The organism is Actinocorallia herbida, from assembly GCF_003751225.1.
Lineage (GTDB): Bacteria > Actinomycetota > Actinomycetes > Streptosporangiales > Streptosporangiaceae > Actinocorallia > Actinocorallia herbida.
In genome coordinates, this window is the sequence record NZ_RJKE01000001.1 from 9,342,369 (window position 1) to 9,364,178 (window position 21,810).

Genomic DNA, 21,810 nt, shown 5'->3' on the forward strand with positions numbered 1-21,810 from the left:
CTCCTTCAGGGGGTCATCACGGTAGATCCACGACGACGTTCGTGGACTTGATGACGGCGATCGCGACGACTCCGGGCTCGAGCCCGAGTTCGTCGGCGGCCTGCCGGCTCATCAGCGAGACGACCCGGAAGGGTCCGGCGGCCAGCTCCACCTGCGCCATGACCGTGTCCTTGCGGACCTCGGTCACGATGCCGCGGAACCGGTTGCGGGCCGATGACCGGTCACTGGCTCCGTCCGTCTCGGCCTGGGCGCGCGCGAAGGCCGCGAGCGCGGTGCCGGTGACGATGCGGTGCCCGTTGTCGTCGCGTTCGGCGGCGAGCCTGCCTCCGTCGACCCAGCGCCGGACGGTGTCCGCGCTGACGCCGAGCAGTTCGGCGGCCTCGCTGATCCGGAACGTCGTCACGACCTCACCCTACCCATCGCATATTCAAGGAGCAATCGGACAAAAGACTCGCACCTGCTGGCTGAGCGGCCGCAATGTGCCGCATTCGCCAGGACGGGACGGGCCACGCGGATGCGCGGCCCGTCCCAGGGTGCCATCAGAAATCCTCGTCGAACGCCACCGATCCCTCGACCGCGACCTGGTAGGCCGACACGCGGCGCTCGAAGAAGTTCGACAGCTCCTGTACGTCCTGGAGCTCCATGAAGGCGAACGGATTGGCCGTGCCGTAACGGGCGGGCATGCCGAGCCGGGCGAGCCGACGGTCGGCGACGTACTCCAGGTAGGCGCGCATGTCGGTGGCCGACATGCCGGGCAGGCCGTCGCCGCACAGGTCGTGGGCGAACGCCAGCTCGGCGGCCACCGCCTCCTCCAGCATCTCGGTGACCTGCGCCGCGAGCCCGTCGTCGAACAGCTCCGGCTCCTCGGCCCGGACCGTGTCGACGACCGCGAACGCGAAGTCCATGTGCAGGGACTCGTCGCGGAAGACCCAGTTCGTCCCCGAGGCGAGGCCGTTGAGCAGACCCCGCGAGCGCAGCCAGTAGACGTACGCGAAGGCGCCGTAGAAGAACAGGCCCTCGATGCACGCGGCGAAGCAGATGAGGTTGAGCAGGAAGCCCCGGCGGTCCTCGACGGTCCGCAGCTCGTCGAGGCCGGAGATCGAGTCGATCCACTTGAAGCAGAACTCGCCCTTCGCCCGGATCGACGGGATGTGCTCGATCGCCGCGAACGCCTGGGTGCGCTCCGCGTCCTCGGTGAGGTAGGTGTCCAGCAGCGTCAGATAGAACTGGACGTGCACGGCCTCCTCGAACAGCTGGCGCGAAAGGTACAGCCGCGCCTCCGGGCTGTTGACGTGCTTGTACAGGTTCAGCACCAGGTTGTTGGCGACGATCGAGTCGCCCGTGGCGAAGAACGCCACGAGCCGCTTCACCAGGTGAAGTTCCTCGGGCGTGAGCTTCCCGAGGTCGGCGAGGTCGGAGGCGAGGTCCACCTCCTCGACCGTCCAGGTGTTGCGGATCGCCGCCCGGTAGCGGTCGTAGAAGTCCGGGTAGCGCATGGGCCGGAGCGTCAGGTCCATGCCGGGGTCGAGCAGGGTCACTGGCACGCCTCACAGATCTCGGGGTTCTCCAGGGAGCACGCGACGGCGTCCGCGTCGATGACGGCGACGGGCGCCACGCCGTCGGGCGCCGTCGCGGGCGCGGTGGCGGCGGCCTGGGCGGGGACCGTGGTCTGCGCGATCCGGGTGGCCGGGCGCGACCGCAGGTAATAAGTGGTCTTCAGCCCCGACTTCCAGGCGTAGGAGTACATCGAGGAGAGCTTGCCGATCGTCGGCGTCGCCATGAACAGGTTGAGCGACTGCGACTGGTCGATGAACGGGGTGCGCGCGGCGGCGAGGTCGATGAGCGCCCGCTGGGGCAGCTCCCACGCCGTGCGGTAGAGCACCTTGAGGTCGTCGTCGAGGACCGGAATGTCCTGGATCGACCCCTCTGCGCGCTTGATCGCGTCCCGGATCTCGGGGATCCACAGGCCGCGCTCACGCAGGTCGCGCACCAGGTAGCGGTTCACCTGGAGGAACTCGCCCGACAGGGTCTCCCGCTTGAACACATTGCTGACCTGCGGCTCGACGCACTCGTAGCAGCCCGCGATCGAGGCGATCGTCGCGGTCGGCGCGATCGCGACGAGCAGCGAGTTCCGCAGCCCCGTCCGGGCGACCCGCTCGCGCAGGCCAGCCCACTCCGCGGCGCGCGCCGCGCCGGGGAAATGGTCGGGGTGCAGCACGCCCCGCGCCGCCCGGGTGGCGCCGTACGACGGGTGCGCGCCCAGCTCCTCGGCGAGCTCCGACGACGTCCCGTACGCCGCGAGCGCGATCTCCTCGGCGATCGCGGTGGACAGCTCCCGCGCCTCGGCCGAGTCGAACGGCAGCCGCAGCGTGAAGAACACGTCGGCGAGACCCATCACGCCCAGGCCCACCGGACGCCACCGCAGGTTCGCGCGGCGCGCCTCGTCCGTCGGATAGAAGCCGCGGTCGATCGTCCGGTCCAGGAACCGCACCGCGGTCCGGACGGTCTCACGCAGCCGCGCGAAGTCGAACCCCTCAGGCCCGACGTGCCGGGCGAGGTTCACCGACCCGAGGTTGCACACCGCCGTCTCGCCGTCGCTCGTCACCTCGAGGATCTCGGTGCACAGGTTCGACAGGTGCACCACGTTGCCGGGCTCGGCGGTCTGGTTGCAGGCCCGGTTCGCGGCGTCCTTGAACGTCATCCAGCCGTTGCCGGTCTGCGCGAGTGTCCGCATCATCCGGCCGTACAGCGCGCGCGCCGACACCCGCCTGACGTACTTGCCGGCCTCCTCCGCCGCCCGGTAGGCGGCGTCGAACTCCGCACCCCACAGGTCGACGAGCTCGGGCACCTCCTTCGGGTCGAACAGCGACCAGTCGGCGTCGGCGTCCACCCGCCGCATGAACTCGTCGGGGATCCAGTGCGCGAGGTTGAGGTTGTGGGTGCGCCGGGCGTCCTCGCCGGTGTTGTCGCGCAGCTCGAGGAACTCCTCGACGTCGGCGTGCCACGGCTCCAGGTAGACGCACGCCGCGCCCTTGCGCCGCCCGCCCTGGTTGACCGCCGCGACCGACGCGTCGAGGGTCCGCAGCCACGGCACGATCCCGTTGGAGTGCCCGTTCGTGCCCCGGATCAGGGAACCGCGCGAGCGGATCCGCGACCAGGCGATCCCGATGCCGCCCGCGTACTTCGACAGCCGCGCGACCTGCCCGTACCTGGCGTAGATCGACTCCAGCTCATCGCGCGGCGAGTCCAGCAGGAAGCACGACGACAGCTGGGGCCGCGCCGCCCCCGAGTTGAACAGCGTCGGCGACGACGGCAGGTACTCCAGCCGCGACATCAGCCCGTACAGCCGCCCGGCCTCGGCGACCGTGTCGGCGAGCCCGCACGCCACCCGCAGGAAGAAGTACTGCGGCCGCTCCATCACCTTGCGGGTGACGGGGTGGCGCAGCAGGTACCTGTCGTAGACCGTGCGCATCCCGAAGTACTCCAGGCGCGCGTCGCCCGCGTCGTCGACGAGCGCGTCGAGCTCCCCGGCGTGCGCGCCGACGAACGCCGCGGTCCGCTCGTTCAGCAGCCCCTGCCCGTAGGCCAGCGCGACCGCCGCCGAGAACGACACGGCGCCCTCCGCCACCGCCTCGTCTTCGATCAGCTCCGCCAGCAGCCCCGCCGCCACCCGCGACTGGTCCGGATCCGTCGCTACCCGCGCGGCGGCCTCCCGGATGGCCTGCTCGCGGTCGTGCGCCGCCACCGTCACCGTCATCTGCTCTCCCTCGTAGCACTGCCCGAAGGCGCACGAGGACGGCGCACGGCGATCTCCGCGCACGCGTCCGCCGCCCTCCCTCGAGGCTTATGGACGAAACAAGCGCAGGCAGGTCTTCGGACTCAGGGGCGCACACCTCTCGCCTACCGGCCGTCGCTTCCCAGGCCCTCCCGGACCCAGTGCACTGTGACGGCTTCCGTTCCCCTTCACCGCTGCGGGGCAGTCCCGGATTCCCACCGGGTTCCCTCTTTCCCCACCCCCAAGGGGCGGACCAACGCAAGAGAACTCTACATCTAGTACCCCCACCCCCCAACAACCTCAACATCTAGAGTCCCCATCCCGCCCACCTCCAAGCACCCCAGCCCCACCTCCGCACCTGACAACCCTTCGATCCCGCCCCGGTCGCAAGCCACCGGGCTCAGCCCAGCACCCGGTCGGAGGGGCGGGCGGGTCTTTCGGTGTGGGGCGGACCGGGTGGGCGAAGTGGGGTGGGGAGGCCGGTCATTCGGGTGGGTGGAGGTGGGTGGCGCGGGAGGAGAGGTGGCGGTGTTCGGTGTGGCTTCGGGTGCGGTGGGCGGCTTGGAGGTAGGCGGCCGCGGCGGCGGGGGCGTCGCCCAGCAGTTCCAGGAGGTGGGCGCGAGTGGCGTGGTAGCGGTGGTGGTCGGCCAGGCGCCGGTCTTCGGCGAGGGCGGCCAGGGTCTCCAGGGCGACGGAGGGGCCGCGCACCATGGCGAGGGCGACGGTGCGGTTGAGGGAGACGACGGGGCTCGGGTCGAACCTGAGCAGGAGGTCGTAGAGGCCCAGGATCTGCGGCCAGTCGGTCTCCGCGACCGAAGGGGACTCGCAGTGCACCGCGGCGATCGCGGCCTGGAGCTGGTACGGGCCGAGGGGGCCGCCGCTCAGCGCCTCGCCGACCAGGGCGAGGCCGTCGGCGATGAGGCGGGAATCCCACAGCGCGCGGTCCTGTTCGCCCAGCGGGACCAGGTCGCCGTCGGCCGTGGTGCGCGCCGGACGGCGGGCGTCGGTCAGCAGCATGAGCGCCAGCAGCCCGGTGGTCTCGGGATCACCGGGCCGGGCGGCGTGCAGCAGCCTGGTAAGCCGGATCGCCTCGTCCGCGAGCGGCGGGGCGGTGAGCTCGCTGCCGGAGCTGCTGGTGTAGCCCTCGTTGAAGACCAGATAGAGCACCCGGGAGACCGCCCGCACCCGCTCGGGAAGCTCGGCCTCCGCGGGCAGCGCGAACGACGCCCCCGACGCGCGGATCGCCTGTTTGGCCCGGCTGATCCGCTGCGCCATCGTCGCCTCCGGCACCAGGAACGCCGCCGCGATCTGCGCGGTGGTGAGCCCGCCTACCGCGCGCAGGGTGAGCGCGATCCGGCTCTGCATCGACACCGCCGGATGGCAGCACAGGAGCAGGAGGGTGAGCGAGTCGTCGCGCTCGGGCGGGGAGTCGGCGGCGCCCAGCAGTTCGGACTGCGGTGTGGCGACCGCCAGCGCGTTCTCCCGGGCGCGCCTGGCGTTCTCCGCGCGGAAGGCGTCGAGCAGCCGGCGGCCGGCCACGGTGACGAGCCAGCCGCGCGGGTTCTCCGGGATGCCTTCCTTCGGCCACTGCGCGACGGCCGCGGCGAGCGCCTCCTGCACGGCGTCCTCACACGCCTCGAACTGGCCGTACCGGCGCACGAGGGCCCCGAGGACCTGCGGCGCGAGATCGCGCAGCAGGTCCTCGGCGGGACGGCTCGGCATCACGGGCGGGGCGCCTCGTGTGGTACGGGCCAGACCTCGATCGGGAACTGATCGGCGCCCGGCATCGCGGCGGCGATCTCCAGCGCCCGCGCCTCGGAGTCGACGTCCAGCAGGTAGAAGCTCGCCATGTACTCCTTGGTCTCCAGGTACGGGCCGTCGGTGACCGCAGGCGCGCCGTCCACGCGGCGCACGAGCCGGGAGTCCACCGCGTCGGCGAGGCCATAGGCGCCCAGCAGCTCGCCGGATTCCATGAAGCGCTTGTTGAAGGCGTCTTGCGCGGCGATGACCTCCGGCCATTCCTCCGCGGGCATCGACTCCCACTTCTCCTGGTTGCCGTAGATCATCATCAGGTACTTCATCTTCGCCCCTCTCTTCGGTGCCCTTCCGGCACGCTGTCACCCCCTGGTCGGAGCCGCACCGGCTTCCTCGACATCCCGCACGCGGATTCCCGAACATTTTTCCGCCTCCTCGTCATCCCCACCGACGTTAGGCCGAAGATCCCGCCCGCACATCAACCGTTCGCGGTCATCCCGCATACCGCCGATGGGTGATCCACATTGCCGTTCACCAGCTGATTCGTCATAGGAGGTCCGGCTTGTCAAGGCCCGCGCCCGCGGTAGTCGGCCGACGGGAGACGAGGGCGATCGGCACCGGCCGGCAGCGCCGACAGGACACCGAGGTTGCAGAGAAATGGGCGTTCCGTCGGGAAAGCGCGGCGCTGAAAGGCGTAGAAGCCGGGCAGGTCTGCCGAGAGCGATGATCAGGGAGGAACACGATGGCGCGCTACGGCTCGGGCAAGGTCTACCTGGTCGGCGGCGGCATCGGGGCGCTCGCCGCCGCGGCGTTCCTCGTGCGGGACGCCGGGGTGCCCGGCAGGGAGATCACGATCCTGGAGCAGCTCCCGGTCGTCGGCGGGTCCATGGACGGGTCGAAAGCGCCCACCGCCGAGGGCGGCTACGTGACGCGCGGCGGCCGGATGTTCGAGGAGGAGCACTACGTCTGCCTCTGGAACCTCCTGGAGTCCATCCCGACGCTCGACGATCCGGTCATCTCCGTCCGGCAGGAGTTCCTGGCGTTCAACATCGAGCACCCGACGCGTTCCCGGTCCCGGATCATCCGCGGCGACCGGTCCATCGCCGACGCCGCGGACCTCGGCTTCGACACCCGTTCCCGGGCCGATCTGATGCGCCTGCTGGCCCTGCCCGAGCGGCTCATCGGGTCCCGGAGGATCGACGAGTTCTTCCAGCCAGGGTTCTTCGAGACCAACTTCTGGTGCATGTGGCGGACCACCTTCGCGTTCCAGACCTGGCATTCGGCGATCGAGCTGCGCCGTTACTTCCTGGCCTTCGTGCAGGAGTTCGACCGGATCCACACGCTGTCCGGCGTCCGCCGCAGCAAGTACAACCAGTACGACTCGGTCATCCTGCCCATCCACCGCTGGCTGGAGGGCAAGGGCGTCCGCACCGAGTTCGGGACGACCGTCACGGACGTGCGCTTCGCCGACGCCGCCTGCCGACGGGTGGCCGCGCTCGAGGTGACGCGCGGAGGCGAGACCGCTCTGATCGAGGTGGACCCCGCCGACAGGGTGTTCCTCACCCTCGGCTCGATGACCGCCGACACCGCCTACGGCGACCGGGACACCGTGCCGGAGTTGATCCGGGACAAGCGCGACGGATCGTGGCGGCTGTGGGAGCGGCTCGCCGCCAAGGCCCCCGACTTCGGTCGTCCCCAGGCGTTCAGCTCCTCGGTGGACGAAAGCAAGTGGGAGTCCTTCACCCTCACCTTGCACGGCCCCGCTCTGCTCGACCGCATCACCGCCTACACGGGCAACGTCCCCGGCTCGGGCGCTCTGGTGACGTGGAAGGACTCGTCCTGGCTGCTGTCCATCGTGGTCCCCGCGCAGCCGCACTTCCGGGACCAGGACCCGGACACGTACACGCTGTGGGGTTACAGCCTGTTCGGCGACCGTCCCGGCGACTACGTGGGCAAGGCCATGGACGACTGCACGGGCGCGGAGGTCCTCGACGAGCTGCTCGGCCACCTCGGCTTCGACGACATCGCCGACGAGGTGCGCCGGACGACGCGGATCACGACGGTCCAGATGCCCTACATCGATTCCCAGTTCATGCCACGGGCCGTGCGCGACCGTCCGTACGTGATCCCGAAGGGCGCGCAGAACTACGCGTTCCTGGGCCAGTTCACGGAGGTCCCCGAAGGCGTCGTCTTCACTGTGGAGTACTCCGTGCGCACCGCCATGATCGCCGTCTACCACCACTACGGGATCACCAGGCCCATCCCGCCGATGTACCACGGCCTCACCGACCCCAAGGTCGCGTTCACGGCTCTGCGCACCGCCCTGGGCTGACCGGAAGGCCGATGATCACGTTCCCTTGCGGGCGCGGCCGCCACCGCCGCGCGATTCCTGTGCGGGGAGGGCCGAGGTCTCCTGGGCGCCGCCCCGCCGATCCGCCGGCGCCGAGTCCGGGCCGCGAGGCGGGTTCGTGCCGCAGGACCGGACGCTCGCCGCCTGAGCCGCGGCTCCCTGGAGAAGGCGCAGGGACAGGGCCGGAGGTCCTACCCTGGCGCTATGGCGACGCAGGTGACCTCCCGGCAGAGGGCGAAGCGGTTCCAGGACGAGACACGGCTCGGCCTCGTACGGCGCGCCCGGCGGATGAACCGGACGCTGGGCGCGACCTACCCGGACGCGCACTGCGAGCTGAACTTCACGAACCCGTTCCAGCTCCTGGTGGCCACGGTGATGTCGGCCCAGACGACGGACTCCCGGGTGAACCTGACCACCCCCGCGCTGTTCGCCAAGTATCCGACCCCGGACGATCTCGCGGCCGCCGACCCCGAGGACGTCGAGACGATCATCAAGCCGACCGGTTTCTTCCGCGCCAAGACCAAGTCGATCATGGGCCTCTCCGCGGCGATCCGCGACAGGTTCGACGGCGAGGTCCCGGGCCGCCTCGCCGACCTCGTCACCCTCCCCGGTGTCGGACGCAAGACCGCCAACGTGGTCCTCGGCGACGCGTTCGGGGCGCCGGGGCTGACGGTGGACACGCATTTCGGGCGGGTCGTGCGGCGGTTCGGGTGGACGGAGGAGGACGATCCGGTCAAGGTCGAGGCCGAGATCGCCGGGATGTTCCCGAAGAAGGACTGGACGCTCCTGTCGCACCGGCTGATCTGGCACGGGCGGCGTCGCTGCCACGCCCGTCGGCCCGCCTGCGGGGCCTGCCCCCTCGCTCAGGACTGCCCGTCCTTCGGCCTCGGCCCCACCGATCCGGAGGTCGCCCGCAAGCTCATCCGCGACCGTTCCTTCGCCTGACGGGGCAGGGCTAGGATCCTCCTGCGCTCGTGGGGGGATGTCGGGATCCAGTGGCTTTCAGGGGACGTGTCGGCGGTGCCGCGGCTTCCGCGCGGGTGACCGTCGTCCTGGTGCTGCTGAGCTTCTGCGCCGTCTATGTGCTGGCCGCCCCGAGCCGCGCACCGGGCGCGTGGGGCGCCGCGCTCGCCATCGCCGCCGTGCTGGCGCTCTTCGTGCTCCAACTACGGCACGTGCTCTACCGATGGCCGGGGCCGGTGCCCTTGGCGCTCCAGGTGGTCCTCACCTTCACCGCCGTGCTTTGCCTCGACGTTTCCGTGGGACTCTTCGGCCTCCTCGCGGGTTCCCTGCTGCTCACCGAAGGCCGCGCGGCGAAGGCCGGGGCGCTGCTGATGGCCTCCGCCGCCTTCCCCGTGGCGGCCCTGCGCAGCGGCGTCGGCGCCACCGCGCTGGACTCGGCGGTCACCGCGGCGATCATGGCCCTCGTCGTCTACGGGCTGACCCGCCTCGCCGCCCAGGTCGAGGCGGTCGCGGCGGCCCGGCTGACCGCGGCCGGCAACGCCGCCGCGGAGGAGCGCCTGCGCATCGCCGAAGAGCTGCGCGGACGGCTCGACGCCGGGCTCGCGGCACTCGCGCGGGAGGCGGCGCGGCCCGGGCCGACCGCGGCCTCGCTCGGCGCGCTGCTCGCCGACGCGCGTGCCGCCCTCGCGGCGGTCCGCACGACGGCCGCGGAGTTCCGCGGCCTCTCACTGGCCCCCGAGGTGTCCGCGGCCCGGACGCTGCTCGCCGCCGCGGGCATCGAGGCGCGGGTCGGCGTGGGCCACACCGAGCCGCTCGGCGCGACCGGGTCCCTCTTGGCCGCCGCCTTGCGCGAGGCGGTCACCCGGGTGGTCGCCGAGGGCACCGCCCGGGTCTGCGCCATCGAGACCGAGCACCGCGACGGTCGCGTCGTCCTGCGGGTGAGCGACGACGGCGTCCGCGCCGCGGAAAGGCCCGCGAGCGCCCTCGACGGGCTCGCGGAACGGCTCCGGAAGGCGGGCGGGACCCTTACCTCGGAGCTGGGCGCCGACGGCCGGTTCACGGTGGAGGCGTCCGCTCCCGTCACGGAGGGGGCGCTCCCGTCCGTCGACCGTGCGTCCGCACGGCTTTCGGTGGTGCTGCTGGCCACCGTCCTTGTGGGGTTCTGCTTCAAGGGGCTCTTGCAGACGCCGCTGTACCTGATGCCTTACGCGGTCGTCCTGCTCGTCGCCGTCTGCGCCGTGCAGCTCGGCTGGATGCGCGGCTACCGCAGGACGGCTTCCGTGCTCCTCCTGCAAGGCGCGTTGAGCTTCCTGCCTTTGCCCTGGCTCGGCGTCTCCTGGGTGGGCGCTCCCGGCTTCTTCGCGGGATCGCTGCTCATCGCCTTGCCGCCCGCGGCGGCGTGGTCGCTCACGGCACTGGTCATGGCCGTGGTCGCGGGGGCGGCGGCACTCCTCGGGCAGCCCGCGCCCGTCGTGGTGAACCTCGCCGTGAGCGTCCTGGTGACGGGTGTCGTGGTGCGCGGGCTCGTCCTGCTCGCCCGGCAGGTGCGGGAGCTGCGGGCCGCGGGGGAGGGGATGGCCCGCGCCGCGGCCCTCCAGGAGCGGTTGCGTGCGGCCCGGGACCTGCACGACCTGCTCGGTCACAACCTCGCCGCGGTCCTGCTCAAGTGCGAGGTGGCCGCCCGGCTGCTGGAGGCCGACCCGCCGCGGGCCCGCGCGGAGCTCGACGCCGCCGCCGGGCTCGCCGAGCGCGCCCGCGCCGATCTCCGCGGGGCCGCGGGGACGGCGCGAACACCCCTGCTGGTCGAGGAACTGGAGTCGGCCCGCGCGGTGCTGGAGACGGCGGGGATCGTCGTGGCGGTCAGGGACGGCGGTCCGGTGCCGGATCGGACCGCGGCCGTGCTGGGCCCCGTACTGCGCGAGGCGGTGACCAACGTGCTCAAACACGGCGCGGCGGGCCGCTGCGAGATCACCGTGGCGTCCGGGCCGGGGCCCGTCCGCCTCGAAGTGGCCAGCGACGGGCTTGATCCGGCCGCACGGCCCGGCCCGCCCGGCGCGGGCCTGGGCAACCTCGCCACCCGCCTCGCGGCGCAGGGCGGCGCGCTCAGCGTCAGCCGGGACGGCCGGTGGTTCAGGCTGGCGGCCGAGCTGCCGCCCTCCTGAGCGGTCACAGCCAGCCGGCCTCCACGGCCACGCGCACCGCGTCGGTGCGGTTGCGCGCGCCGAGCTTGGCGACGATCGCGGTGAGGTGGTTGCGGACGGTCCCGGCGGAGAGGAAGAGCGAGCCCGCGATCTCCGCGGCGTCGGCTCCGGCGGCGGCCAGCCGCAGGACATCGGTCTCGCGCGGCGTCAGAGGGTTGTCGGCGAGGTCCCACGCGGCGACGGCGAGCTCCGGGTCGAGCACCCGGCGGCCCTGCGCCACGTCGCGGATGGCGGCGGCCAGCCGGTCCGGAGGCGCCGTCTTCAGCAGGAACCCCGTGACGCCCGCGGACAGCGCGCGCTTGAGGTGGCCAGGCTTGCCGTGGCCGGTGAGCAGGAGGATCCGGCAGCCGGGCAGCCGATCGCGGAGCCGTTCGCTCGCGCCGAGGCCGTCCAGGACGGGCATGTCGATGTCCATGACCGCCACGTCGGGCCGCTCCACCAGCGCCCGCGCCACCGCCTCCTCGCCCGTGGCGGCCTCGGCGACGACCTCCAGGTCGGGCTCCAGGCCGAGCAGGGTCACCAGGGCGGCGCGGACCACGTGCTGGTCTTCGGCGAGCAGCAGACGGATCACGTCACGACCCTACCCATGACGAGGTCATGGGTGATCGATGACGGCGTCCCTGTCTCGGCGACCCCCCTTTGACCAGCATGGAAGGCATGAGCGACAGGGTGAGGGCGGCCACGGGACACGCGGTGGCGCTCGACGGGGTGAGCAAGGTCTACGGCAAGGGCAGAAGGGCGGTCGCGGCGCTGCGGGACGTCACGGTCGGGCTGCCCCGGGGGCGTTTCACGGCGGTGATGGGGCCCTCCGGCTCCGGCAAGAGCACGTTCCTCCACTGCGCGGCGGGACTCGACCGCGTCAGTTCCGGGAAGGTCCGGCTCGGCGCTACCGACCTGACGAGGATGGACGAGAAGAGGCTGACGATTCTGCGGCGCGAAAGGATCGGGTTCGTCTTCCAGGCGTTCAATCTCGTCCCGTCCTTGACCGTCAGGGACAACGTCACTCTTCCGCTGCGTCTCGCGGGCGCGAGGATCGACCGCGAACGCGTCCGGGAGATCCTCGCCCGGGTGGGCCTGGAAGGCAGGGCCGGGCACCGGCCCGGCGAGCTGTCCGGCGGGCAGCAGCAGCGGGTGGCGATCGCGCGGGCGCTCGTCGCCGACCCCGAGGTGCTCTTCGGCGACGAGCCGACCGGCGCCCTGGACACCATGACGGCGCGCGAGGTGCTGACGCTGCTCCGCCGGACCGTCGACGAACTGGGCCAGACCGTCGTCATGGTCACCCACGACCCCGTGGCGGCCTCCTACGCCGACGCGGTGCTGTTCCTGGCCGACGGGCGGATCGTCGACACGCTCGCGGCGCCGACCGCCGGACAGGTCGCCGACCGCATGACGAAGCTGGGGGCCTGGGCGTGAGGTTCCTGGTCCTGAACTCGCTGCGGTACCGCAAGTCGGCCTTCGCGGGCGCCTTCGTCGCCCTTTTCTGCGCGGCGGCCTTGGTGTCGGCCTGCGCGACGCTCATGGACACCGGCCTGCGCGGCTCGGTCGCGCCCGAGAGGTACGCCGGGACCCCCGTCGTCGTCTCCGGCGATCTGAGCATCGACCTCGTCAAGCAGAAGAAGGACAAGACGAAGATCAAGCACAAGGCCGTGACGGAAAGGCCGTGGCTGCCCCTTGAGGTCGCGGACAGGCTGCGTACCGTACCGGGCGTATCCGAGGTCGTCCCCGAGGTGGAGATACCCGTCTACCTTGAGCGCGGGTCGGGTGAGCGTTCCTGGGGGCACTCGTGGGACTCGGCCGTCCTCACCCCGTTCACGATCGGGGAAGGAAGGGAGCCGCGGAGGTCCGGAGAGATCGCGGTCGACGGAGGGGCGGTACCGGGCGACGTCCTTACCGTGCGCACTCCGACGGGAACGCGCGACTACACCGTCGTCGGAGTGACCGCTCAAAGGCTGGCCTCCCAGCGTTCGGTCTTCTTCGCGCCGGAGGAGGCGCCGGCCCTCGCCCGTCCGGGAATGGCCGCCGCGTTCGGCGTCTTCGGCGAGGTGTCCGCGGCGGACCTCCGGGCGGAGCTCTCCGGGACTGAAGCCGAGGTCCACACGGGCGACGCCAGGGGGAACGCCGAATTCCCCGACGCGAGCGCCGCCCGTACCCGGCTGATGAGCATGGGGGGAGCCCTCGCGGGCACCTCCCTCATCGTCGCCGTGCTGGCCGTCTCCGGGATCTTCGCGCTCGCCGGTCTTCAGCGCCGCCGGGAACTCGCCCTGCTGCGCGCGGTGGCCGCGACCCCGGCCCAGCTGAGCCGGATGCTGGGGCAGGAGGCGCTGATCGTCGCCCTCGCCGCCGCGGTGCCGGGCGCGTTGACGGGGCTTCTCCTCGCGGGGAGGCTGCACGAGGCATTCGTCGATCTCGGGGCGATTCCGCCGAACCTGCCCCTGGTGACCGGCTTTCTTCCGGCGCCCGCCGCGATCGCCGGGAGCCTGGCGGCGGCTTGGGCGGCGGCCCGTCTGTCGGGGCGCAGGGCGGGCCGGGTCCGCCCGGTCGAGGCGCTGGGCGAGGCGGCCCCCGGCGGGTTCCGCATCGCGCCCCTGAGGGTCGCCGCGGGCGTCGCGGCGGCCGGCGGCGCCGTCGTCCTCACCCTGACGCTGTCGTCGGTGTCCACCGACCGCGGCGCGGGCCCGCTCACTCCGCTGACCGCGCTCGTCTGGAGCCTCGCGGCGGCCCTGCTCGGCCCGCTGCTCGTCCGGGTCGTCGCCGCCGTGATCGCGCCTCCCCTGCGCCGGACGGGCGCGGCGGGCCGGCTGGCGGCCGAGCAGCTGCGCACGGGCGCGGACAGGGCCGCCGCGGTGGTCGCGCCGCTGACCCTGGTCGTCGCGCTCGGCTGCACCCTCCTGGCCGCCGGAAGCACCCTCGACGAGGCCGCCGAGGACCAGTTGCGAGACGGGATCCGCGCCGGCCTCGTCGTCGGTCCCAAGGTTCCGGCGCAGGACGCGCAGGCGCTCCGGCGGATGCCGGGCGTGGAGGCGGTCACCGAGGTGGTGCGGACGACGGTGCGGACGGTCTCCTCGCCTTACCGTGCCCAAGGGGTCACGCCCGAGGGGCTGGACAAGACGATGGACCTCCGCACGGTCGAAGGCTCCCTCGTGGACCTGCGTGAAGGCACGATGGCCGTCCAGGAGCGGCTCGGCATGGCGGTAGGCGACCTGGTGGAGATGGCGCTGGGGGACGGCACCCCGGTGACGGCGGAAGTCGTCGCGGTGTACAGGAGCGGACTGGGCTTCGCCCAAGTGACCCTTCCCTACGCGACCGTCGCGGGCCATGTGGACGACCCGATGAGCGACTTCCTGCTGGTCGCGGGCCGGGGCATCACCGGCGCGGACATCTCCGCCGCGCTGGGCGGGTCGGTAGGCGCCGCGTCGCCTTCCGCGGCTCTGCCCGGGACTTCATCGGCCAACTACGTCGCCCTCGGGATGATCATCGCCTTCGCGGTGATCTCGCTGGTCAACACACTCGCCGTGGCGACCCTCGGGAGGAGCAGGGAACTGGCGCTGCTGAGGCTGGTCGGCGCGACCAAGAGCCAGATCATGCGGTCGCTGGCCTGGGAGACGCTGCCACTGGCCCTGCTGGCGACGGGACTCGGCACCGCGATCGCCCTGGTCACGCTGAGCGCCTACGCCTCGGCGATGGCGGGCGGCGCACTCACCTTCCCCGGCACGACGTACGCCACGGTCGTCGCGGCAGGGGTGCTGCCGGCCTTCGCCGCGCTGCTGCTTGCGGGACGGGCGGCGCTGCGGCCGCGTCCCACTGACGCGCTGGGCTTCCGGGAATAGGGAGCCGCGAGGATACCGGCGGGTAGTCTCACTGAGGGCGGCGGACCCCTGCGCGGGCCTGCCCGCCGGTGCCCATCGTGAATATTCTCGTCCCCAGGGGTGTTGCCCGAACGTGATTCCTTCATGGCTCGATCTCTTCCGCGAACGGGCGCCGCACCTTCCGGTGCCCCCCTTCATGCGCCCTTCCCCGTCCGCGCGTCCGGCCGCCGTCCTGATCCTCTTCGGGGAGGGCCCTGACGGCCCCGACGTCCTGCTGCTGGAGCGCGCCGCGACGCTGAAGAAGCACGCGGGGCAGCCCGCCTTCCCCGGTGGCTCCCTCGACCCCGAGGACGGCGGCCCGGTGGGCGCGGCGCTGCGCGAGGCGCAGGAGGAGACGGGGGTGGAGCCGTCGGGCGTGGAGGTTCTGGGGGCCCTTCCGGAGCTCTACCTCTCGCGGAGCGACTTCCGGGTCACTCCCGTCGCCGGCTGGTGGCACACCCCTTGCGCGGTGTCTCCGGGCCATCCGGGGGAGGTCGCCTCCGTCTCCAGGGTGCCGATCGCCGAGCTCGTCGATCCGGACAACCGGATCGCGCTGCGCGCCCCCGGCGGTTTCGTCGGACCGGCCTTCAAGGTGCGGGACATGCTGGTCTGGGGCTTCACGGCGGGTCTGCTCACCAATGTCCTGGACGCCGGAGGCTGGGCGGTGCCTTGGGACGAGACCCGGGTGGAGGACCTTCCCCCAGAAGTCCTCAATCTGGCCGCACGGGGATGAATCACTCTGTACGGTGACACGCCCGGTCACCATCTCGTCCCCTCAGGGGACTCTCAAAACGTGGATCTCCCGGTAGTTTGAAGCGGTGCTGGGCGACCACCTCCTTGATGTCATCCTGATCGTTCTGATCGTGCTCTTCGCCGTTTCTGGCTACCGGCAGGGTTTCATCGTCGGCCTGCTCAGCTTCGTCGGCTTCGTCGGCGGCGGCGTCCTCGGCGTGCTCATCGCGCCGCCGCTCGTCACCTGGGTCGTCGAAGGAGAGGCGCAGCAGGCGCTGCTGGCGATCGTCATCGCCTTCCTGGCCGCCACGTTCGGCCAGCTCATCGCCTCCTCGGCGGGCGCGGTACTGCGCAACCGGGTCACCGGCGACAGCGCGCGGGCCCTGGACGCGGCGGGCGGCGCCGTGGTGAGCGTGCTGTCGCTCATGCTGGTCGCCTGGTTCATCGGCGTCGTGCTGCTCGACCAGTCGCCGATCCGCGCGCTGTCCAGGCAGGTGCACAGCTCGGCGGTGCTGCGCGGCGTCGACCAGGCCATGCCGCTGGCCGCCGACCGGTGGGCCGAGTCGTTCGACAAGTTCGTCGGCGGCACCGACTTCCCGAAGGTCTTCAACGGGCTCGGCGGCGAACCGCTGGTCGACGTGGGCCCGCCCGACAAGTCCGTCGAGTCCTCGCCCGCCCTGCTCAATGCCCGGCGCAGCATCGCCAAGATCGTCGGCACCGCGCCGGACTGCGCGACCGAACCGCGCCAGCGCCGGATCGAAGGCACCGGCTTCGTCTTCGCGCCCGAGCGGCTGATGACCAACGCGCACGTCGTCGCGGGCACCGAGGGGTCGCTGTCGATCCAGGTCGGCTCGCGCGAGTTCGAGGGTCGGGTCGTGCTCTACGACCCCTCGCGGGACGTCGCCATCATCCATGTGCCCGGCCTCCGCGCGAAGGCCCTGAAGTGGGACACCGAGGCCGAGCGGGGAGACGCCGCGGTCGTCGCGGGCTTCCCCAAGAACCGGCCCTACACGGTGCGCGCCGCGAAGATCAGCTCGCGGCAGAAGGCCAAGGGCCCGGACATCTACCGCAGCAGCCAGGTCACCCGCGAGATCTACTCCCTGCGCGGCACGGTCGAACCCGGCAACTCCGGCGGCCCGCTGCTCACCGAGGAGGGCGCGGTCTTCGGCGTCATCTTCGCCGCCGCGATGTCCGACCAGGACACCGGTTACGCCCTGACCGCCGACGAGGTCATGCCGGACGCGACGGCCGGGCGGGACGCGACGAGGCCCGCCGACACCCACGAGTGCGCCGACTGACCCGGCCCGTCACAGCCGCAGGTCGCGCTCGGACACGGCGGTCCGGCTGACCGCGGGGAGATCCAGCCCGAAAGAGGGGCCGGTGTACGCCGCCAGATCCCTCGTCGCGCGCGTGAAAAGGGCGTCAGCGCCCTTGGCGTTGCCTCGCCGCTCGTGGGTCAGGCCCACGGCGAGCTGGGCCAGCGCGCGCCACAGGGGCCGCTCCTCGGGAGGGCAGGACTTCCAGCGGGCCTCGAGGACCTCGTGCGCGTGGAACGGGCGGTCGGCGGCCAGCAGCCGGCGGGCCTCGGCGAGGGTGCCCGCGGCGTCGAGGTCGAGTTCGTCCGGCATCGTGGGGACGCCCTCGGCGCCGTACGGGAGCGGACGGCCGTAGGCGTCGCGGGGACGGGCGTTGCGGGGGCGTCCGCCGGTGTCGCGGTCGCGCATGTCAGCGCCCCAGCCAGCCGAGGAGCTCGGCGTTGAACGCGGCGGGCTTCTCCTCGTGCGGGAAGTGCCCGGCGTGGTCGATCGTCTTCCAGGTGTAATCGGCCTCGACGTACTGGCCGGAGCCCTGGGCGACCGAAGCGGGGAACGCGGGGTCTCGCGCCCCGTGCAGGTGCAAGGTGGGCGCATGGACGGGCGCGGCCATACGGTGCGCGTAACGCAGGCCGTCAGGACGCAGCACCGAGCGCAGGAACCACCTGTGGTACTCCTGCGAGCAGTGCGCGACGCCCGGGATCTGCACCGCGGCCCTGACCTGCCGGTCGGTGACCGGATCGGGCCATCCCGGCGACGACCAGCGCTCCAGCAGACGGGACGCGCGCGCCCCGTTGAACTCCGTCAGCCGCCGCTCGGGCAGGAACGGCGCCTGGTTGAGCAGGGCCTGGAGCATCCACGGCGTGCGAGGGGCGCGGCGGACGCGCAGCGGGTGCGGCGCGGAGACCGCGACGAGCCGCTGCACCACCTTCGGGTGGTAGACCGCCATCGTCCAGGCCAGCAGGCCGCCCCAGTCGTGCCCGACGACCACCGCGTTGGCCTCGCCGAGGGCGCGCACCAGCCCTGCGGCGTCGCCCGCGAGGGTGACGAGGTCGTAACCGCGCGGCGGCTTGTCGCTCCCCCCGTACCCGCGCAGATCGACGGCCGCGGCGCGGTATCCGGCCGCGGCCAGGGCCTCGAGCTGGTGGTGCCAGCTCCACCAGAACTCCGGGAAGCCGTGCAGCAGCAGCACGAGCGGGCCCTCGCCCTGCTCGGCCACGTGGAACCGGGTGCCCCCGGCGCTCACGTCCCGGTGCGTCCAGGGGCCTGGGATGTCAATGCTCACGGGTTCTCTTGAGCATCTTCACGCCGTCGGAGAGGGTCTCACGGGTGCGGCGCGCACCGTCGATCTTCTTGATCCGCAGCCAGCCGATGAGGATGAGCACCGCGGCGAGCAGCAGGTAGAGCGCGGCGACGAGGGCGAACGCGGCCCAGTGCCACATGCCGAGGCCGACCAGGGCATAGGCGAAGGCGATGGACAGCAGGATGACGATCATCCCGGCCATCAGGCCCGCGACGGCGAACAGCACGCCGCCTATCGCCGCCTTCTTGGCGTCGTCCTTGAGCTCGATCTTGGCGAGTTCGATCTCGGCGCGGACGATCTTCTGGACATTGCCCGTGGCCGAGGCCACGAGTTCGCCCAGGCTCTGCTCCTCGACGTTCGATCGACCCATGGGGACCCCCTACTGGACGGTGTGGAGCGCGTGGCGCCGCCGATCTTTCACCGATCGTATCCGGGTGGTCAGACAGCGGAGTGCCCCGGACCGATCCGGGGCACTCCGTGGTGATCTCAGATGTCGAGCGCCTTTTTGATGGAGTCCATCACGCCGGCGTCGGCGAGGGTCGTCGCGTCACCGATCTCCCGGCCCTCGGCGATGTCCTGCAGGATGCGCCGGACGATCTTGCCGGAACGGGTCTTCGGCAGCTCGGGGACGATGAGCACCTGCTTCGGCTTCGCGATCGGCCCGAGGGTCTGGCCGACGTGGGCGCGCAGCTCCTCCACGTCCACCTCGCCCTCGCCGCGCACGATGACGAACGCCGCGATCGCCTTGCCCGTGACGGGGTCGTTCGCGCCGACCACGGCGGCCTCGGCCACCCTCGGGTGCCCGACGAGCGCGCTCTCGACCTCGGTGGTGGAGATGTTGTGGCCGGAGACGAGCATGACGTCGTCGACGCGGCCGAGCATCCACAGGTCGCCGTCCTCGTCCTTCTTCGCCCCGTCTCCGGCGAAGTAGAGGCCAGGCCAACGCGACCAGTAGGTCTCGACGAACCTATCGGGGTTGCCCCAGATCGTCCGGGCCATCGACGGCCACGGCTCGGTGAGGACGAGGAAGCCGCCCGACCCGTCAGGCACGGGGTTGGCTTCGCCGTCGACGACGTCGGCGGAGATGCCCGGCAGCGGGCGCATCGCCGCACCGGGCTTGCCGTGCGTCACGCCGGGCAGCGGGCTGATCATCATCGCGCCGGTCTCGGTCTGCCACCAGGTGTCGACGACCGGGATGCGGCCCCCGCCGATGCGCTCGCGGTACCAGACGTAGGCCTCGGGGTTGATCGGCTCGCCGACGGAGCCGAGGACGCGCAGGCTGGACAGGTCGAACTCCGCGGGGATCGCGTCGCCCCACTTCATGCACGTGCGGATCGCCGTGGGCGCCGTGTAGAGGACGGTGACGCGGTACTTCTCGATGATCTCCCACCAGCGCCCCTTGTGCGGGGTGTCCGGGGTGCCCTCGTACATGACGGAGGTGGCGCCGTTGGCTAGCGGCCCGTAGACGAGGTAGGAGTGGCCGGTCACCCACCCGACGTCCGCGGTGCACCAGTAGACGTCGGTCTCCGGCTTGAGGTCGAACACCGCCCAGTGGGTGTAGGCGACCTGGGTGAGGTAGCCGCCGGTGGTGTGCAGGATGCCCTTCGGCTTCCCGGTCGTCCCGGAGGTGTAGAGGATGAACAGGGGGTGCTCGGCCTCGTGCGGCTGCGCCGTGTGCTCGGCGGACTGCCTGTCGACGACGTCGTGCCACCACAGGTCGCGGTCGGTCCACTCGACGTCCTGGCCGGTGCGGCGGACGACGAGGACGTTCTCGACGGTGTCGGTGACCGCCTGGTCCACGGTCGGCTTGAGCGCGCTGGGGGCGCCGCGCCGGTACCCGCCGTCGGCGGTGATGACGAGCTTGGCCTGGGCGTCCTCGATGCGGCTGCGCAGGGCGCTGACGGAGAAGCCGCCGAAGACGACGGAGTGGGTGGCGCCGATCCTCGCGCAGGCGAGCATCGCCACCGCGGTCTCGGGGATCATGGGCATGTAGATGGCTACCCGGTCGCCCTTGGTCACGCCCAGTTCGGTGAGCGCGTTGGCCGCCTTGCAGACCTCGTCCTTGAGTTCGGTGTACGTGATCGTCCTCGTGTCGCCGGGCTCGCCCTCCCAGTGGAAGGCCACCCTGCCGCCGTTGCCCGCCTCGACGTGGCGGTCGACGCAGTTGTAGGCGATGTTCAGCTCGCCGCCCACGAACCACTTGGCGAAGGGGGCGTTGCTCCAGTCGAGCACCTGAGTCCAGGGCGTCGCCCAGTCCAGCCGCTCGGCCTGGCGCGACCAGAAGCCGAGGCGGTCGTCGGCCGCCTCCGCGTAGGCCGACTCCTTGACGTTCGCCTGCGCGGCGAGGTCCGCCGGCGGCGCGAACCTGCGGTTCTCCCGCAAAAGATTCGACAGCGCTTCCTGGCTCACGGGGTGCTCCTTAGTGCCGCGGTCATGCCCTGGGGACTTCCACTTAATCGGGGAGCCGGTGTGGGCTGTCAAGTACGGACTTACTTCAAGGTTTCCTTACAAATAGTACGTGACGCAGGACACGTCGCCTGCCTGTGTAACCTCTGCCCCGTGGACGACGCTCTTCTTCAAGTCTCTCTGCTTCCCGGCGTCGAGGAGGCCTGCGACACGGCCCGCCAAGCCGTCGACAGGCTTCGCGGGCACCGCGTCCTGCGGCGCAAGAGCACCGAGGTCTCGACCGAGTCGCTGCTGCGCGGCGCGCGAGCCTCGGCGGCGCTGGAAGGCGCCCAGGCGCACCTGGAGGAGGTGCGCGCCGGGCACGCCACGCATCCGCTGGTCCAGGGCGCGCTGCGGATCTCCGGCGAGATGGGGCCGCTCGGTGCGGCCTGGAAGACCGCGCCCCGGCAGGTCTTCGCGCGCCTCCACGTCCTCGCGGCCCGTGACGTCGTCTCGTCCGACGAGCTGGGACGGCCCCGTAGCGAGGGGTCTCCTTCCGCCAGCGAGGTGGCGGCCCGCCTCGACGCGCTGAGCGACCTGCTCACGGGGAAGTCCAAGGCGCCCGCCGTGGTGGTCTCCGCCATCGTCCACGGGGAACTGCTCGCCCTTCGGCCGTTCGGCTCGGCCGACGGCCTCGTCGCGCGCGCCGCGGCCCGGCTGACGCTCATCGACCGCGGTCTCGACCCCAAGGCGCTGGTCTCCCCCGAGGTCGGGCACATGGAACTCGAGGCGGAGTACCGCAAGGCCTTCGACGGCTACCTGTCCGGGACCGGAGAGGGCGTCGCCGAGTGGATCAAGCACTGCGCCGACGCGGTCGTGCACGGCGCACGGGACTCCCAGACGCTCTGCGAGGCCATGCAGCGCGGCTGAACCGGCTGTTCCGGGCCCTGGACGGGCGCGCGCCGGGAGGTGACGGGCGGCGTCTTCCGGATCGTGCTCGGTGACGCCACCCGCCTTCACGTCACGCTCGGCTACCAGGCGTGCAATTCGTCATCGCCGGATCGGGCTCTGCCCGTCGCGGCGGCGCCTTCCGTGGCTGTTCGCGCGTGGGTACCGGGGTGCCGTGCCGGACACTTCGTCCGTGTTTCCGGTCTACGCCTTCCGCGGCCGTCTGACAAGGGGCGATGC

General features: G+C 71.9%; 18 protein-coding genes and 1 riboswitch. Of the genes, 8 read left to right on the forward strand and 10 right to left on the reverse strand.

Annotation, left to right across the window (positions count from 1 at the left end):
* Positions 1-16 precede the first annotated feature (16 nt).
* The 5 genes from EDD29_RS42640 to EDD29_RS42660 all read right to left on the reverse strand — a co-directional run bounded on the left by EDD29_RS42640 (position 17) and on the right by EDD29_RS42660 (position 5,856).
* Positions 17-403, reverse strand: a complete 387-nt coding sequence (locus EDD29_RS42640) for a TOBE domain-containing protein (protein WP_123669809.1) — start codon at positions 401-403, stop codon at positions 17-19.
* Between the two features lie 136 nt (positions 404-539).
* On the reverse strand, positions 540-1,538 hold the full coding sequence (locus EDD29_RS42645; protein ID WP_246053304.1) for a ribonucleotide-diphosphate reductase subunit beta: 999 nt from the start codon (positions 1,536-1,538) through the stop codon (positions 540-542).
* Positions 1,535-3,757 carry a ribonucleoside-diphosphate reductase subunit alpha gene (locus tag EDD29_RS42650; RefSeq protein WP_123669810.1) on the reverse strand — a complete coding sequence of 741 codons (2,223 nt, stop codon included), beginning with the start codon at positions 3,755-3,757 and terminating at the stop codon, positions 1,535-1,537. The genes EDD29_RS42645 and EDD29_RS42650 overlap by 4 nt, the downstream gene beginning before the upstream one ends.
* A 90-nt stretch (positions 3,758-3,847) precedes the next feature.
* Positions 3,848-4,048, reverse strand: a riboswitch (cobalamin riboswitch).
* A gap of 210 nt (positions 4,049-4,258) precedes the next feature.
* The gene (locus EDD29_RS42655; protein WP_123669811.1) at positions 4,259-5,497 is read right to left on the reverse strand and encodes an RNA polymerase sigma factor; all 1,239 of its coding nucleotides are present in this window, start codon (positions 5,495-5,497) and stop codon (positions 4,259-4,261) included.
* Positions 5,497-5,856, reverse strand: coding sequence for a YciI family protein (locus EDD29_RS42660; protein ID WP_123669812.1), 360 nt, complete (start codon positions 5,854-5,856; stop codon positions 5,497-5,499). The genes EDD29_RS42655 and EDD29_RS42660 overlap by 1 nt, the downstream gene beginning before the upstream one ends.
* Positions 5,857-6,272: 416 nt before the next feature.
* Between EDD29_RS42660 and EDD29_RS42665 the strand changes: the two genes are divergently transcribed.
* From EDD29_RS42665 to EDD29_RS42675, 3 genes are all read left to right on the forward strand, one after another.
* Positions 6,273-7,862 carry an oleate hydratase gene (locus EDD29_RS42665; RefSeq protein WP_123669813.1) on the forward strand — a complete coding sequence of 530 codons (1,590 nt, stop codon included), beginning with the start codon at positions 6,273-6,275 and terminating at the stop codon, positions 7,860-7,862.
* A 222-nt stretch (positions 7,863-8,084) separates the two neighbouring features.
* Entirely contained in the window at positions 8,085-8,825 is a 741-nt protein-coding gene (gene nth / locus EDD29_RS42670) for an endonuclease III (RefSeq protein ID WP_123669814.1), read from the forward strand.
* Between the two features lie 95 nt (positions 8,826-8,920).
* Positions 8,921-11,005 carry a histidine kinase gene (locus EDD29_RS42675; protein WP_123669815.1) on the forward strand — a complete coding sequence of 695 codons (2,085 nt, stop codon included), beginning with the start codon at positions 8,921-8,923 and terminating at the stop codon, positions 11,003-11,005.
* Between the two features lie 4 nt (positions 11,006-11,009).
* On the opposite strand, the gene EDD29_RS42680 is transcribed toward EDD29_RS42675, so the two are convergent.
* Complete coding sequence (locus EDD29_RS42680) at positions 11,010-11,615, reverse strand: response regulator transcription factor (RefSeq protein ID WP_123669816.1); 606 nt, start codon at positions 11,613-11,615, stop codon at positions 11,010-11,012.
* Between the two features lie 86 nt (positions 11,616-11,701).
* Here EDD29_RS42680 and EDD29_RS42685 point away from each other — a divergent pair, with 86 nt between their 5' ends.
* The 4 genes from EDD29_RS42685 to EDD29_RS42700 all read left to right on the forward strand — a co-directional run bounded on the left by EDD29_RS42685 (position 11,702) and on the right by EDD29_RS42700 (position 16,919).
* Complete coding sequence (locus tag EDD29_RS42685; protein WP_123669817.1) at positions 11,702-12,457, forward strand: ABC transporter ATP-binding protein; 756 nt, start codon at positions 11,702-11,704, stop codon at positions 12,455-12,457.
* Positions 12,454-14,871, forward strand: coding sequence for an ABC transporter permease (locus EDD29_RS42690; RefSeq protein ID WP_211360173.1), 2,418 nt, complete (start codon positions 12,454-12,456; stop codon positions 14,869-14,871). The genes EDD29_RS42685 and EDD29_RS42690 overlap by 4 nt, the downstream gene beginning before the upstream one ends.
* 175 nt (positions 14,872-15,046) lie before the next feature.
* Complete coding sequence (locus tag EDD29_RS42695; protein ID WP_123671042.1) at positions 15,047-15,622, forward strand: NUDIX hydrolase; 576 nt, start codon at positions 15,047-15,049, stop codon at positions 15,620-15,622.
* 85 nt (positions 15,623-15,707) lie between these two features.
* A complete protein-coding gene (locus EDD29_RS42700; protein ID WP_246053305.1) occupies positions 15,708-16,919 on the forward strand; it encodes a MarP family serine protease in 1,212 nt (403 codons plus the stop codon).
* Positions 16,920-16,928: 9 nt separating this feature from the next.
* On the opposite strand, the gene EDD29_RS42705 is transcribed toward EDD29_RS42700, so the two are convergent.
* The 4 genes from EDD29_RS42705 to acs all read right to left on the reverse strand — a co-directional run bounded on the left by EDD29_RS42705 (position 16,929) and on the right by acs (position 20,646).
* On the reverse strand, positions 16,929-17,345 hold the full coding sequence (locus EDD29_RS42705; RefSeq protein WP_123669818.1) for a DUF309 domain-containing protein: 417 nt from the start codon (positions 17,343-17,345) through the stop codon (positions 16,929-16,931).
* Between the two features lies 1 nt (position 17,346).
* Positions 17,347-18,219 carry an alpha/beta fold hydrolase gene (locus tag EDD29_RS42710; RefSeq protein WP_123669819.1) on the reverse strand — a complete coding sequence of 291 codons (873 nt, stop codon included), beginning with the start codon at positions 18,217-18,219 and terminating at the stop codon, positions 17,347-17,349.
* Complete coding sequence (locus EDD29_RS42715) at positions 18,209-18,607, reverse strand: phage holin family protein (protein WP_123669820.1); 399 nt, start codon at positions 18,605-18,607, stop codon at positions 18,209-18,211. The genes EDD29_RS42710 and EDD29_RS42715 overlap by 11 nt, the downstream gene beginning before the upstream one ends.
* Before the next feature lie 116 nt (positions 18,608-18,723).
* Positions 18,724-20,646, reverse strand: a complete 1,923-nt coding sequence (gene acs, locus EDD29_RS42720; protein WP_123669821.1) for an acetate--CoA ligase — start codon at positions 20,644-20,646, stop codon at positions 18,724-18,726.
* Between the two features lie 150 nt (positions 20,647-20,796).
* Between acs and EDD29_RS42725 the strand changes: the two genes are divergently transcribed.
* Complete coding sequence (locus tag EDD29_RS42725) at positions 20,797-21,552, forward strand: Fic family protein (protein WP_123669822.1); 756 nt, start codon at positions 20,797-20,799, stop codon at positions 21,550-21,552.
* Positions 21,553-21,810 lie beyond the last annotated feature (258 nt).

Excerpts from the sequence above, each read along its gene's own strand:
- EDD29_RS42655 (WP_123669811.1), bottom strand. The coding sequence starts at position 5,497 with ATGCCGAGCCGTCCCGCCGAGGACCTGCTGCGCGATCTCGCGCCGCAG.
- EDD29_RS42660 (WP_123669812.1), bottom strand. The coding sequence starts at position 5,856 with ATGAAGTACCTGATGATGATCTACGGCAACCAGGAGAAGTGGGAGTCG.
- nth (WP_123669814.1), top strand. The coding sequence starts at position 8,085 with ATGGCGACGCAGGTGACCTCCCGGCAGAGGGCGAAGCGGTTCCAGGAC.
- EDD29_RS42715 (WP_123669820.1), bottom strand. The coding sequence starts at position 18,607 with ATGGGTCGATCGAACGTCGAGGAGCAGAGCCTGGGCGAACTCGTGGCC.
- EDD29_RS42705 (WP_123669818.1), bottom strand. The coding sequence starts at position 17,345 with ATGCGCGACCGCGACACCGGCGGACGCCCCCGCAACGCCCGTCCCCGC.
- EDD29_RS42685 (WP_123669817.1), top strand. The coding sequence starts at position 11,702 with ATGAGCGACAGGGTGAGGGCGGCCACGGGACACGCGGTGGCGCTCGAC.
- EDD29_RS42650 (WP_123669810.1), bottom strand. The coding sequence starts at position 3,757 with ATGACGGTGACGGTGGCGGCGCACGACCGCGAGCAGGCCATCCGGGAG.
- EDD29_RS42695 (WP_123671042.1), top strand. The coding sequence starts at position 15,047 with ATGCGCCCTTCCCCGTCCGCGCGTCCGGCCGCCGTCCTGATCCTCTTC.
- EDD29_RS42665 (WP_123669813.1), top strand. The coding sequence starts at position 6,273 with ATGGCGCGCTACGGCTCGGGCAAGGTCTACCTGGTCGGCGGCGGCATC.